The sequence below is a fragment of the Sphingomonas sp. 67-41 genome, assembly GCF_001899725.1.
Taxonomy (GTDB): domain Bacteria; phylum Pseudomonadota; class Alphaproteobacteria; order Sphingomonadales; family Sphingomonadaceae; genus Sphingomonas; species Sphingomonas leidyi.
This window is the reverse complement of sequence record NZ_MKWJ01000023.1, coordinates 59,425-73,516: the sequence shown is the minus strand read 5'-3', so window position 1 is coordinate 73,516 and position 14,092 is coordinate 59,425. Positions and strand designations below refer to the sequence as shown.

Annotated in this window: 10 protein-coding genes; 1 reads left to right on the top strand and 9 read right to left on the bottom strand. The window is 68.9% G+C overall.

Annotated elements, in window-relative coordinates:
* Positions 1–132: 132 nt before the first annotated feature.
* Positions 133–954, top strand: coding sequence for a sensor histidine kinase (locus BGP17_RS16940; RefSeq protein ID WP_286712838.1), 822 nt, complete (start codon positions 133–135; stop codon positions 952–954).
* Between the two features lie 89 nt (positions 955–1,043).
* Here BGP17_RS16940 and BGP17_RS16935 read toward each other — a convergent pair whose 3' ends face one another.
* The 9 genes from BGP17_RS16935 to BGP17_RS16895 are packed head-to-tail and all read right to left on the bottom strand — an operon-like array spanning position 1,044 to position 14,079.
* The gene (locus BGP17_RS16935) at positions 1,044–1,820 is read right to left on the bottom strand and encodes a 4'-phosphopantetheinyl transferase family protein (RefSeq protein WP_286712837.1); all 777 of its coding nucleotides are present in this window, start codon (positions 1,818–1,820) and stop codon (positions 1,044–1,046) included.
* On the bottom strand, positions 1,820–2,791 hold the full coding sequence (locus BGP17_RS16930; protein ID WP_286712836.1) for an ABC transporter substrate-binding protein: 972 nt from the start codon (positions 2,789–2,791) through the stop codon (positions 1,820–1,822). Before BGP17_RS16930 ends, BGP17_RS16935 begins: the two co-directional genes overlap by 1 nt.
* Positions 2,788–3,804 (bottom strand): NAD(P)/FAD-dependent oxidoreductase, encoded by a 1,017-nt coding sequence (locus BGP17_RS16925; RefSeq protein ID WP_286712835.1) that lies wholly within the window; start codon positions 3,802–3,804, stop codon positions 2,788–2,790. The genes BGP17_RS16930 and BGP17_RS16925 overlap by 4 nt, the downstream gene beginning before the upstream one ends.
* Before the next feature lie 30 nt (positions 3,805–3,834).
* Positions 3,835–5,151, bottom strand: coding sequence for a diaminobutyrate--2-oxoglutarate transaminase (gene ectB / locus BGP17_RS16920; RefSeq protein ID WP_286712834.1), 1,317 nt, complete (start codon positions 5,149–5,151; stop codon positions 3,835–3,837).
* The gene (locus BGP17_RS16915) at positions 5,148–6,803 is read right to left on the bottom strand and encodes a GMC family oxidoreductase (RefSeq protein ID WP_286712833.1); all 1,656 of its coding nucleotides are present in this window, start codon (positions 6,801–6,803) and stop codon (positions 5,148–5,150) included. The genes ectB and BGP17_RS16915 overlap by 4 nt, the downstream gene beginning before the upstream one ends.
* A 34-nt stretch (positions 6,804–6,837) precedes the next feature.
* A complete protein-coding gene (locus tag BGP17_RS16910) occupies positions 6,838–7,650 on the bottom strand; it encodes a cupin domain-containing protein (protein ID WP_286712832.1) in 813 nt (270 codons plus the stop codon).
* A gap of 14 nt (positions 7,651–7,664) precedes the next feature.
* A complete protein-coding gene (locus BGP17_RS16905) occupies positions 7,665–9,032 on the bottom strand; it encodes a SidA/IucD/PvdA family monooxygenase (protein ID WP_286712831.1) in 1,368 nt (455 codons plus the stop codon).
* Entirely contained in the window at positions 9,029–12,241 is a 3,213-nt protein-coding gene (locus BGP17_RS16900) for a non-ribosomal peptide synthetase (RefSeq protein ID WP_286712830.1), read from the bottom strand. The genes BGP17_RS16905 and BGP17_RS16900 overlap by 4 nt, the downstream gene beginning before the upstream one ends.
* Positions 12,238–14,079, bottom strand: a complete 1,842-nt coding sequence (locus BGP17_RS16895; RefSeq protein WP_286712829.1) for a methionine--tRNA ligase — start codon at positions 14,077–14,079, stop codon at positions 12,238–12,240. The genes BGP17_RS16900 and BGP17_RS16895 overlap by 4 nt, the downstream gene beginning before the upstream one ends.
* Between the last annotated feature and the right edge of the window lie 13 nt (positions 14,080–14,092).

The window sequence follows — 14,092 nt, the reverse complement described above, 5'->3', positions numbered from 1 at the left end:
CAATTCTTATGCAGGGTGACGTGAACTGCCAAGTGGTTGGCGTGAAATGCAAAGCAGTCTGGCGCAACTCGTCCTAATGAATCCGCGAATACTGGTTTCCATGGGCAGGAAATCGGAAGAACGGAGAAGTAAATGGGGTTCGACGGGGCATCGATGGCCAGGCGCAGCGCCGGCGCCGACGCATATGCATTGCGCGAGGCGCTCGATTCGGTGCGGTTTGCGGCGAATGATTCGCCGCGCGATCCCGGTGCGCCGGGGGATCCCGCGGCGCGCGCGCGGCTGACGGCGATGAGCGCGATGGCGGCGGCGATGGCGCATGAGCTGAGCCAGCCGCTGACTGCCGCGAGCAACTATATGCTGGGCTGCGCCGCGGTACTGCGCGAGCGGATCCAGGGGCTGGAGCAACTGCTCGGCTTCATCGAGGATGCCGCGGCCCAGACCGCGCGCGCCTCGGACATCGTGCTGCGCATGCGCAGCTTCGTGAAGACCGGCCGGATCGACGCGCGGCCGGAATGCCTGATCGAAATGCTCGACGCCGTGCGCCCGCGCCTGTCGTGCCTGGACGATGTCGACATGGTGCGCAGCTTCGCGCCGGGATCGACCTGCGTGCTGGGGGATCGCATCCAGATCGAGATGGTGCTCTCCAATCTCCTGCTCAACGCGGCCCAGGCGATGGGGGACAGCCCGGCCCGGCGGATCGCGATCTCGAGCTGGACCGAAGGCCCCCGGGTCCGCATCCGTGTGGCGGATACCGGCCCCGGCGTGCCTCCACGCGTCCGCGAGCATCTGTTCGAGCCGATGGTGAGCACCAAGCCGGCGGGCACCGGCCTCGGCCTCGCCATCTCGCAGACCATCGTCGACGCGCATGGCGGCACGCTGACGCTCGAACCCTCCGAACCCGGCGAAGGTGCCGTCTTCGTCCTCGCCCTGCCGCGCGGTTCCGACTTCCTCTGATTTGTCGCCCCGAGGCCCGTCCGGCACGGGCGGGGCGTTTCGCAACTGGCATTCCGTGGGGCGCGCGGCGGGGAGCGCGAGCTGGGGTTCTAGTCGAAACTTGGTTCCGCCGCGTATTCTGCCTCTCCGGTGGTGACGGACCCTCTGAACCCGTCCGGATCGTGGAGATCGATCGCGACCGGTCGGTTGCCAGACGGCGCCAATGCCACGGCAACGGCAGTGCCGTCGTCGGGTTCGATCAGCCTGACCTGCCAGGCGGCGTCGTCCGGCGCATAGGGGTCGCGGATGCCGAAATGCCCCGGCGCGACCTCGATGGTGTCGATCGCGTCGAACCCCAGCGCCAACCCTCTGCCCAGCGCCTTGGCATAGGCTTCCTTCGCCACCCAGCGCGCCAGCAGATAGCGTCGTCGGCGTTCTCCGGTGCCCAGGCAATGATATTGGGCGAGTTCGGCCGGCGAGAGCATCACCGGCGCGAGCAGGGGGTCGTCGCCGCCGAGCCGATCCTCGAGATCGATGCCCAGGCCGCCGCCGCAATCATGGCCGATCGCGAGGGCGATGGTGTCGCGTCCATGGGCGAATGCGATCGTGATTTCCCGCGGCGCGTCGCGCAGGGTCGCTCGGCCGTTGCAGTCGATGCCGACGCTCCAGCGTGCGCTCGCCGGCCCGAATTGCGCGCGCAGCAGGCGTGCCAGCCATGCGCGGCTGAGCAACTGGGTGTCGCGCGCTTCGGGCGCGCGGATTTCCTCCAGTCGCGCGCGCGCGGCGGCATCGAGTTCCGCGAACTCGGCCCCCGGATCGCGATGTTCTCCTTCGCGCGGCACCAGCCAGAGGGTGACGGTGCCGGATGGCGTCGGGGTTGTCCGCATCAGTTCGCCTCCACCGCAAAGGCAGGCGCGATCCGCAGCCAGTGCCAGTCGATACCCAGGGGTTCGCCCATCGCGTCGAACTCGATGGTGCCGAGGCAGGTGGGCCAACGCCGAATGCGCAGCACTTCGGCCACGGCCGCCGGGCCGGGGCCCGCGATTTCCACCGCTCCCGCCAATATCTCGAGGGCCGCGCGGCTGGTCAGCGCATAGGCGCCGCCGTTCGGCGCCGGGTCGGCGGCGCCGCCCAGCGCCGCCACTCGCAGGTCCGAACTGCCGGGACGGATCGCGTCGAGGAGATGCGGCGTGCGGCAATCGTCGCTCAGCAGCACGCGCGGGTGCGATGCCAGCCGTGGCAACAGCGCGGCCGCGAATGCATGGCGCCCGATCACCGCCACCGGCCCGGGCGGGAGCGGGGGTATCTCCGCGGGGCGATCGGCATCGATGCGCAGGGGCGTGCATCCGGCCGCGCGCAGCAGATCCTCGATCGCATCGCCAAGGCTCTTGCCATGGGCGATGCGCTGCGTGACCAGCACCGGGCGTTCCCCGGTGACGACCAGTTCCTCGGCGAACAGCCTGGCCTGGCGCAGATCATGGGCGCATAGCCGGAAGCAATGCGGCATCGTCCCGGTCAATGCGGGATGCGTCGCGCCGGGCGCCAGCAGCACCGCGCCGGCCCGGGCATAGAGGGGCGCCGCGGCGAGCGCGGATGCGCTGTTGAAGTGCCCGACGACCAGCCGCACGCCGCGCGCGTCCATTGCCCGTGCGGCTGCTGCGCCGCCCTCGGCGCTCGCTCCGTCGTCTAGCCACAGATAGCCGAGCTCCGGAAAGTCGTCGGCCAACACTGTCGCCGCCCGGAGCAGGTCGGCGCCGTGCGGACCGGTATCGACCGCGAGGCCGATGGTGGTGCGCCCCGGCCCGGGCTCCGGCAATCGGGAGAGCAGGGCCGCCCATTCCGGCTCCGGCGCCGTCATGCGAGAGCCTCCACTTGGCCGCGGGCATGCTGCCAGACCAACTCCGCCACCAGCGGCGCCAGCTTGAAGCCACTACCGTTGCAGCCCGCTACGACCCAGACCCGCTGGTCGGTGCCCCTTACGGGTTCCAGGATGCGGGCGCCGTCGGCCGTGCGGGCATAGCGGCAACGCGCCTGGCGCACGAACCGCCATTCGATCGTGCGGAACGTCTCGGCGATCCGCTCGGACAGCGCGTCGCTGTCGAACGGGCCCCCCGGGACGGCAAGATCGCTGGCGGCGAGCTTGAGCATCGTGCCGGCCACCGGCGGCGCGGCCCACAGGTCGTCATGCGGACCGAAATCGACGAGAAGGGGCGCGCGCTCCCAGGCGCGCGGGGCGGAGAAATAGAACATCGTCTGGTCGACACCGGTGAGGCGCGGCGCCAGCATCCGCATCACCTCGCCGGTTCCGGCACCCGCCGCGACGATGGTCAGGTCGGGCGCGAACGCCTCGCCAGGGCCGAGGCGGAAGCGCCCCTCGCGGATCTCCTCCTCCAGGATGGGCCGATAGGGCAGGAGGCGGCAGCCGAGCCCCTCGATCAGGCGGACCATGTCGGTGACGATGCGATCGGCGAGCAGCACGCCGGCGCGGGGTGTCCATAATCCGCCGCCCTCCGGGTGGCGGCGCAGCCCCGGCACCAGGGCCGCCAGGCTGGCGCTGCCCACGCGCTGGCAGGGCCAGCCGGCGGCGCCCAGGAAGATCGAGCGCGCTTCCATGCGGTTGCCGAGCAGGCCCCCGGTCTGGCGGTAATGGCTGTGGCCGAGCCGCGACCAGAGCTCCGCCCAGCCGCCCAGCGCCCGTTCGATGGCATGGACGTCGGCTTCGGATTCCGCGCCCAGCGGATGGATCAGCCGGTGCTGGTCCCAGGAGGCCGCCGCCGGATTGGGCAAGGGTCCGGCATCCGCCAGCGTCACGTCCCAACCGGCGCGAAGGAAGCGCCACGCGGTCCACAGGCCGTTGATGCCAGCCCCCACCACGAGAAGGCTGGGCCCGCGCATTGCCGGTCAGGCCGTCTCGAGCGCAGTGGCGGGAGCGGGGACGACCTCGGCGATCGCCTCGCCCAGCAGATCGGCTGCTTCGTCGATCTCCGCCGCGGTGATCGTGAGCGGCGGCAACAGCTTCAGCACTTCGCTGTGCGGGCCGCAGGTCTCGACGATCAGGCCACGCGCATAGGCGGCAGCCGAGACTCGTCCGGCGACATGCGGGTCGCGCCAGGCCAGGCCGCGGATCATGCCTCGGCCGCGCAGCTCGAAGCCGCCCGGCCTGCCATGGCCCGGCAACGCGCGCAGCCGCGCATCGAGCTGCGCAGCGCTTGCCGCAATGCGCCGTTCCAGCCGCTCGTCGCACCAATGGTTCTCGATGGCGGCGGTTGCGGCGACGAAGGCGAGATTGTGACCACGGAAGGTGCCGTTATGCTCGCCGGGCCGCCAGCAATCATGTTCCGGCGCCATCAGCACCAGCGACATCGGCAGTCCCATGCCGCCGATCGCCTTGGACAGGCAGACGATGTCGGGCCGGATCCCGGATTTCTCGAAGCTGAAGAAGCTTCCGGTACGCCCGCAGCCCGCCTGGATGTCGTCCACGATCAGCAGGGCGTCATGGGCGCGGGCGATCTCGGCTATGGAGCGCAGCCAGGCGTCCGACGCGACGTTGATGCCGCCTTCTGCCTGGACGACTTCCAGCAGGATCGCCGCGGGAGGATCGATCCCGCTGCCGGGATCGGCGAGCATGTGCGCGAGATAGGCGGCCGTATCGATCTCGCCGCCGAAATACCCGTCGAAGGGCAGCCGGTCGACGCCGCCGAGGGGAATGCCGGCGGCGCGCCGCTTGGCGGCATTCCCCGTCGTCGCCAACGCGCCGAGCGATACGCCGTGATAGCCGTTGGTGAAGGCGATCACGGCGTGGCGGCCGGTGACCCGCCGCGCGATCTTGAGTGCCGCTTCGATGGCGTTGGTGCCGGTCGGGCCGGTGAACTGGATCTTGTAGTCCAGGTTTCGCGGCGCGAGGATATGGCGTTCGAACGCGTCCAGGAACCGGCGCTTCGCCACCGTGTGCAGATCGAGCGCATGGACGATCCCGCCATCGGCCAGATAGCCGCTGACAGCCGCGACGATCTCGGGCGGATTGTGCCCATAGTTGAGCACCCCCGCGCCGGCCAGCAGGTCGAGATAGCGCCGATCCTCCTCGTCGAAGAGCTCGGCGCCCCGCGCCCGCGCGAATACCGCGGGGAAGTCGCGGCAATAGACGCGCACTTCCGATTCCAGCCGGGCGAAGGATGCGGTCCCGCCAGTCGCGGCGTCGGCGCGGGCGCGCCGGCTCACGGGCGCTTGCCCCTGCCGAGGATCATGTCGGCGGCACGCTGGCCGATCATCGCGCATGCGGCGTTGGTGTTGCCGCTGACGACCTCGGGCATGATCGAGGCATCGGCGACGCGCAGGCCGGCGATGCCGTAGACCTTGAGCTCCGGATCGACCACGGCATCGGCGCCGAGCCCCATCTTGCAGGTGCTGGCGAGGTGATAGATCGTCCGCACGTTCTTGCGGACATAGTCGGCCATTTCCCTGGGCGTTCTCGCCGATCCGAAGTCGTGCAGCGGCGCGCCCGCAATGCCCCTGAACGCCCGCTGGCGCACCAGTTCGCGCGACAGCTCCATGCCCTTGATCATCACGTCGATATCGGCCTGGGTCTGCATGTAGTTCGGGTCGATCAGGGGCGCGACGGTATAGTCGGCCGACTTGAGCCGGATCCGGCCGCGGCTCGACGGCCGGACGACGGTTGGCGAGAAGGAGAAGGAATTGGCGTCGTCGTCGTCGCCCTGCCAGAAATGGAACTGGAGGTCGGGCGCGGCCGAGGGCGCGTGGCTCTGCGTCTTGACGAACAGCCCGGCCTGGACGCCGCTGGCCCAGAGCGGCGGCAAGGCGGGAAGGGCGTGATAGGCGACCGGCAGCACCGGATGGTCCTGCAGATTCTCGCCGACGCCCGGCAGGTCCAGGACGACGGGGATGCCGAGCGCGCGCAACGCGTCGGCCGGGCCGATCCCCGAACGCATCAGGATCGCGGGAGAGGTGACCGCGCCGGCGCACAGGACGATCTCGCGGCTTGCGCGCGCCTGCAGCGTCTGGCCGTCGAGCACATATTCCACACCCACCGCGCGGCCGCCCTCGACGATCAGCCGCTTGACCGGCGCATCGTGCCGGACGGTGAGGTTGGTGCGCCCCATCGCGGGATGGAGATAGGCCTTGGCCAGGCTGCACCGTTCCAGCCTTGGCTTGCCGTCGCGCAGCTCGGTGCGGATGGTGAACTGATAGAAGCCCGCGCCGTCCTGCTGGATCGCGCCGTTGAAGTTCCAGTCCGGCCCCTTGAAGCCCATCTGCACCGCCGCCTGCACGAAGGCCGTGCCCGGCAGGCTCTTGTGCGGATAGTTCTGGACGGTGAGGGGCCCCTTGTTGCCGGTCAGCGGCCCGCGGATGTTGCGATTGCCCTCCGCCGCGATGAACAGCGGCAGCACGTCCTCATATGCCCAGCCCCTGTTTCCCTGATAGGCCCAATTGTCATAGTCGGCCCGGTTGCCGCGGATATAGATCATCGCGTTGATCGAGCTGCATCCGCCATAGGCCCTGCCGCGCGGCGCGGGGATGATGCGGCCGTCGATGTGCGGCTGGGGGATCGTCTGATAGTTCCAGTCGTAGATCGGGGAGCCCTTGGCCTTGTAGTAATTGTCGGGGTTCTGGATGATCGGGGTATAGTCGGTCGGGCCGGCTTCCAGCGCGAGCACGCGAAGGCCCGCCTTTGCGCTCAGCTGGTTGGCGACGACGCAGCCGGCCGACCCCATGCCGATGACGATATAGTCGAATTCGGTGTCCTGCGCGGCGATCGCCGCACGGGCGGATGCCGTGCCGGCGGCCGCCACGGTCGAGCCCAGGGCGCCCAGGAAACCGCGCCGGTTTAGAGTTGCCGTCTTCAGGTCCGTCATTGCTCCGCTCCCGCCAGAAACGCGAAGGATCGCGTCAGATCTTGTGTCCCGCCCACGCGACGCCATCGGCACCGCCCCACCAGAGGAACAGCACGACCAGCGGCTCCCCGGGCTGGTCGTTGGTCACGACGTGCTCGCATTCGGGTTCGAAATAGATGAGGTCGCCCTGGCCGATCGCGCGCTCGTGCGCATTGAGCCGCAGGCTGCCGCTGCCCGACAGCACGAAGGCGAGCTCTTCCTCGTCATGGGGGAACAATTCGCTGGCCGTGCCCGGCGCGATGGTGGCGACGGCGCCGCCCCAGGGCGTGCGGACCCCGCCCTTCCACGGCAGCAGACGCCGGAACAGCGTGCCATATTCCATGCGCGGCTGGGCATCGGCCGCCCATTGCGCGGGAAGCCCGTCGAACAGCCAGCGCCGGTCCAGCGCGGCGCGGATCACGGCGTCGACCTGCGCGACCGGGTAGAAGCCGGTCAGGCCGTAGCGGATGCGCGCCATATAGGCATCGGTGGGCGAGGCGAAGCCATGGATCGTGCGCGGCAGCAGCACTTCCGCCTCGACGGTCTCCCCGCCGATCCGCGCCTGGATCGGCTGCAGCGCATAGTCGGGATCGGCCTGTGCGAGCTTCGCATGCTGTTCGGGCGTGATGCGATAGGCGACGCCGATCGCCTCCGCGCCGGGCGCCGGCACGATCGCCGAAGTGCCGCCGCCGAACGCCTCGCGATAGTTGACGAAGGCCAGCCGATAGTCCGCCACGCGCGCGGCGGCAAAGGCCTCGGGCTTGCCGAAATCCTCCGCGAAATGATCCGGATCGGTGCTCGAGCCATAGGTAAACAGCCAGGTGGACATGCGCGCGGCTCCGTTCAGCGGTTCCGGTTGGTCAGGAAGGATTCGAGGATCGTCTGGGCCTTCAGCGCGGTCATGCTGAGCGACGAGGCGTCGCTGGCGCCGTGGGTGCGCTCGGTGACGCCGTTCAGGTACAGCGCCGGGCCGAAGCCGGACGCGGTCCGGACGCGATAGTCGAGCGCGACTTCGGGCCCTCCGCTGGAATCGGTGACGATCCATTCGCGCAGCGGCTCGAGCAGCGGCGGGAAGGCGGGTTCGTGATAGCCGGTGCAGAGCACCACGATATCGGCGTCCACCATCCGTTCGGCACCGCTGAGTCCGTCGACGAAGCGGATCCGGAATCCCTCGCCGACGGGTTCGATCTCGCTGGCGGCGTGGCGGGCGATGACTTCGGCGCGCGTCGTGCCGAGCACGCGGTCCTCGTACATCCGCCAGTAGAGGCCCTGGCTGATGTCGATGTCCACCGCCGAGAAGTTGGTCAGGTGATATTCCTGTGCGGCCATGCGCCGCTTCTCGGGGGAGAGGGCATGGAAATAGGGCACCTGGTCGGGAAAGAAGACCTCGTTGCTGAAATGGCCGATATCAACGAGGCGGAACGGCAGGCCGCGATGCACCGAGGTGAGCTGCGCGTTGGGGAAATGGTCGTAGAGCCAGAGCAGCGTCTCGCCCGCGCTCTGGCCCGAGCCCAGCACGCAGATCTTGAGCGGCGCCGCGCGATCGAAGGCGGAGATCCGGTCGAGAAACCCCGCGCTGTGGAACATGCGGGGACCCAGATGCGGGCGGAACGGCTCGGGCACGCGCGGGAACTGGCCGGTGCTCACCACCAGGTTGCGCGCCGCCATCCGGCTGCCGTCATCCAGTTCGAGCTCGATCAGGTTCGGCGCGCCGTTGCGCATGGCCGCGGGGGCGATCGATCGCACCGCCAGCCCGTAGCGGACCAGCGGATCGAAATGGCGGGCGGTCCAGACGACATAGTCGTTCCATTCGACCCGGCTCACGCGCCCGCCGAGATGGCCGAACTGGAACAATCGGCCGGTTTCCTTGAGATAGCAGGCGAAGGTGAAGCGGCTGCGCGGGTCGCGCGGCGTGGCGAAGTCGCGGAGGAAGTGATGGTTGAGGTCGGCGCCGCGGATCAGCAGCCCGGGCTGCCAGGCAGGGCCGGGGCGCCGCTCGATGAACCGCAGGCTGGGTACCGAGGCGCCCTGCGGCTGGACGTCGCGCCAATCGCTATAGGCGGCGGCGAGGCTTATTCCGCCGGGGCCGAAGCCGATACAGGCAAGGTCGATGGCAGTGACCGCCGGCTCGGCGACGGTTTCGAGGACTTCGGCGGATTTCAATCCGGTTTCGTTGTACATCTGGCAGAGCCCCGTACTGGATTCGGTCAAAGGGATCGCCGCGGCCGGCGCAGCATCGCACTGAGATCGTCTTCCGCGATCGGCGCCGCGGCGACGGCTTCCGCCATCGCACCCAGCTTCGGCGTCTCGAACACCGCGCGCACCGGCAGCACCCGGCCCAGGCGCGCGCGGACATGGGCGACGAGCCGCGCGGCGAGCAGGGAATGGCCGCCAAGGTCGAAGAAATCGTCCTCGACGCCTTCCACCGCGGAGCCGAGCAGCGAGTTCCAGATCGCCGCCAGCCCGGTCTCGATCGGGCCCTCGGGCGCCCGGCCCGCATCGCGCTGATACCGGCCGGGCGCCGGCAGCACGCGCATGTCCACCTTGTCGTTCGCGGTGAGCGGCAAGCTGTCCATCATCACGATCGCGCTCGGCACCATGTGCCGCGGGAGGTGCTGCGCCGCATGATCGAGCAGCGCGGCCTCCCCCAGGCCGGCTTCGCTCGCGACGACATAGGCGACGATGCGCAGATCGCCCGGCATGTCCTCGCGGACGATCACCAGCGCTTCGCGGACCTGCTCGTGCTGGCGCAGCGCATGCGCGATCTCGCCCAGCTCGATGCGGAAGCCGCGGATCTTGAACTGCCGGTCGCGCCGTCCGATGAACTCGATATTGCCGTCGGCGCGAAAGCGGCCGATGTCGCCGGTGCGATACATCCGGGCATCAGGCCCGTCGGTGAAGGGGTCGGCGACGAACCGGGCCTCGCTGATCTCCGGGCTGTTGCGATAGCCGCGCGCGACGCTGGCGCCGCCGATATGGATCTCCCCCGGTACGCCGACCGGCACGGGTTGCAGGTCGGGATCGAGGACGTACAGGCGCACGCCGGGCATCGGTCGCCCGATCGGGATCACCGCGGGCTGTTCGCCGGCCAGGCATTCATACCAGCTGTTGTGGACGGTCGTCTCGGTCGGGCCGTAGAGATTGTGCAGCCTGGCATGGAGCCGCTCGAAGAAGCGCGACGGCACGTCGCGCGCCATGGTCTCCGCGCCGCACAGCATCCAGCGGACCGAAGCGTCGAGCAGCGCGATGCGGGGATGCTCGAGCAATACCGTGAGCGCCGAGGGGAGGAAGCACACGATGGTGACGCCCTCGGCGACGATCCGGTCGATCATATAGTCGAGGTCGCGCTGGCCGCCCGGGCGCACCATCACCGTGCTGCCGCCGGTTGCCAGCGGGAGGAAGAATTCCCAGACCGACACGTCGAAGTTGAACGGGTGCTTCTGAAGGAAACGGTCGGCCGAGGTCACCGCATATTGCTCGCGCATGCCCCAGAGATGGTGGATGACGCTGCGATGCTCGACCTCCACGCCCTTGGGCAGGCCGGTGGTGCCCGAAGTGAAGATCACATAGGCGAGCGTGCGGGCGGAGACCGCGACTTCGGGGTTGCCGATATCGGCTCCGGCCGCGGCATGCGCCCCGTCGATCGCGATCACAGGGGCTCCCGGATCGCCGGCCAGCTCCGCGAAGCGCTCGAGCGTCAGCACTGCCTTGGGTGCCACGCTGTCGATCAGATATTCGATGCGCTTCTGCGGCAATGTCGGGTCGATCGGCACATAGGCGGCGCCGGTCTTGAGCACGCCCATCAGCGCGACGATCATCTCGATGCTCTGCTCGCAGACCACCGGCACGCAAGTCTCCGGCCCCGCACCCAGTGCGATCAACTGGTGGGCGATGCGATTGGCGGCGCGATTGAGCGCGGCGTAGCTGAGAGTCAGGTCCTCGAAGATCACCGCGACCGCGTCGGGATCGCGCGCCGCCTGTTCCTCGAACAGGCCGTGGATCGTCGCCGTGTCGGGATAGTCGAGCTGCACGGCGTTCCAGTCGTGCAGCATCGTCCGCTGCGCCGACGCATCGAGCAGCGCGAGACTGCCCAGTCGCGCATCCGGGCGGGCGACGGCATCGGCCAGCAGCGCGCGATAGGCACTGGCCATCGCCGCGATGGTGGCTTCGTCGAACAGGTCGCTGCGATATTCGAACGCGGCGGTGATGCCGGAGGCGCTCTCCCATAGTGCGACCGAAAGCTCGAACTTGGCGTTGAGCGACAGGCCGGGGCCGTCGACGGGCTCGCTCTCCGGCGTTGCCTCCGCCATCGTGCGCGGGGCGTTCTGCAGCACCAGCATGGTCTGGAACAGCGGGGTATGGGTGCGGCTGCGCTGCGGCTTGACTGCCTCGATCACCACTTCGAGCGGCACGTCCTGGTGCGCGAAGGCGTCGAGCACCGCCACGCGCGTCGCGGCAAGGAATTCGCGGAAGCTCTGCGTGCGGGCAGGCCGGCCCCGCACGAGCACATTGTTGAGGAAACAGCCGAAGATGTCGTCGAACTCGGCCCTTGGCCGGCTGCCGACCGGCGAGGCGACGATGATGTCGTGTTGCCCGCCCAGCCGCGACAGCAAGGCCTGATAGCCTGCCATCAGCACCATGTAGAGCGTGGCATTCTCCGCCCGTGCGAGCTGGTTGAGGCCGTTGCGCAGTGCGTTGGGGAAATGGACCACCCAGGTGCCGCCGCGCGCTTCGGGCTGCGGCGTGCGCGGCCGATCGAGGGGCAGGTCGAGCACCGGCGGCGCTTCCGAAAGCGTGCGTACCCAATGGTCGAGCTGTTCGGCATAGGCGCCACGCTCGACCTGGTCGCGCTGCCAGGTGGAGAAATGGACATATTGATAGTCGAGCGGCGGCAGCACGGGCGCGCGTCCGGCGACGTGCGCGGCGCAGAATTCGGCGAGGTCCCGTGCGAACAGGTGCATCGACCAGCCATCGGCGATGATGTGGTGGAGCGCGATCACCGCCAGCGTCCCGGCCTCGCCGAGATCCGCGTGGTGGCAGCGCAGCGGCGGCGCTGCCGCAAGATCGAAGGGAGTCGCGATCTCACCGGCAATCAATCCGGTCAGCGCCTCCTCGCGTGCCTCCGAGGGGAGCTCCGCGAAGTCATGGGCCGTCACCGCCGGCGTATAGGGTGCCAGCACGCATTGCCATGGCACGCCGTCGCGGTCCTCGAACAGCGTGCGCAGGCTGTCGTGACGCTCGATCATGTCGGCCATGGCCGCGGTGAGCAGCGTGGCATCGGTGCCGGGCGGCAGCGGGATGGGAATGACGAGGTTATAGCCGCTGTCGGAGGGATCGAGCTGCTGCAGCAACCATAGCCGCTCTTGCGCGAAGGAAGCGCGCTCCTCGTCGATATAGATCCGTTCCGCCGTCATCGTCATCGAGCCCTCCTCCGATTGGCACGCGGTGCGGGTTCGGTGCGCTCCGCAGGGGAAGGCGCTTCGGCCCTGGCCTCGGCGTTCGCGTCGATCGGTTCGCCTTCGGCCTCGGACGGAGCGGTTTCGATGTCGTCCGCGGGCGGTGTCGTTTCCGCTTCGGAAGTCGGTTCGGGAGGGGCCGGCTCGCTGCCGGGCCGCGCGGGCTCGAAATAGCCCGTGGTCGAGAGCGAGATCGCGGTGCCCGCCGTCGGCATCGCCGGCAGCAGCTCCCAGCGTGCCTCCGCCACCGCGCCGCGCTCGCCAAGGTCGCGCCACAAGCGATCGGCGAAGCCGGGCAGGATGGGCGCGGCGGCGAGCGCCAGGCCCCTGGCAAAGGCCAGCTCGACTGCCAGTGCGCCGGCCGCCTCGAGCGCCGAGGCAGGCTTTCCGTCGAACACCGCATGCTCGGCGCGGAAGCGGCGCGCGACGCGCACGATCTCGCTCAGCAGATGTGCGGCGCGACTGGGCGAGAAGCCCTGGACCGAGTAGCAGTGCGAAAGGTCGCCAAACAGGCTGGCGAGGCGGGCGAGGGCGAGCGGCGCACTGCGCGGCGCCGGCGCGAGCGGCACCATCCCGCCCGCCGCCTCGCAGCGCTTCGCAAGGTCCTTGAGCCAGTCGTCCCAGATGCCGATCAGCTCGTCGCGCCGCGTGGCCTCGAACTCGTCGAGCGTGAAGTTGGTCTGCTCGATCTCGGGCGCGACCCGCGCGAGATGGAAGCGCAACGCATCGGCATCATGCTCGCGCAGGAACGCGCCGGCCCAAAGGGCGTGGCCGCGGCTGGTGGAGAATTTGCTTCCGTCGAGGCGGAAGAATTCGTTGGTGATGAACCCGATCGGCGGGCGGAGCCGGGGATCGAAAGCCTGGAAGATGGCCGGGAACAGCACGACGTGGAAATAGATCGAGTCGAATCCGAAGCATTGGACGACATTGTCGAATCCCGTCCACGGCGTCTGCCAGCCGCCGGGGTTGCCCCTCGCCTCGGGCAGGAGGTCGGTAAGCGCCAGATAGTGCGGGCCGAGCTCGAACCAGGCGGAGATGCGCTGATCGTCATAGCCGCTCGCGGGAACCGCGATGCCCCATTCGGCAGGCTGGGTGGCCGGCACGTCGGGCAGCGGCTGCGCCAGCAATTCGGCCACCAGGGCGCGGGCCCGCGGGTTCAGCCAGGCGCAGGCGAACGTAAACTCGGCGGCGCTGCGATAGCGCTCGAGCGGAAACCAGAGCTGGCGTAGCGGGCGGCGTTCGGGCGTGCCGCCGCAAGTGACGCAGGCGGGATCGATCAGATCCGCGCCTGCATTCGGTTTGCCGCAGGCCTCGCAGATCCCCCCGTCGCTCTCGGCATCGCAATGGGAGCAACGGCCACGCAGATGCGCTTCGAACGCGAAACGGTCGCAGGTGATGCAGAAGGGCTGATCGGTGGTCCGCTCCTCCAGCGCGTCGCGGTCGAGCAGGGTGCGGAAGAAGCGCTCGATGAATCCCGAATAGCGCGGCGATTGCGCCGGAGAGGCGAACAGATCGAGCGAGATGCCGGCGCTCGCCAACGACTCGCGAATTCGCGCGCCATTCTCCGCGGCTACGGTTGCAGGATCGCGCCCCTCCTGCTTGGCCATTCGCGCGACATAGCTTTGATGATCGTCACCGGCGGAGATGTAAGTCGCGCGTTCGCCGATCATTCGCAAATAGCGCGTCAGAATATCACCTGCGAGATAGGGGCCGGAAAGATGGCCGAGATGAAGGTCGCCATTAGGTGTTGGCGGACCCGCAGTAACAAGGTAGCTCACGAGACACCCCCGATATATTGTCATGAAATATCGAACG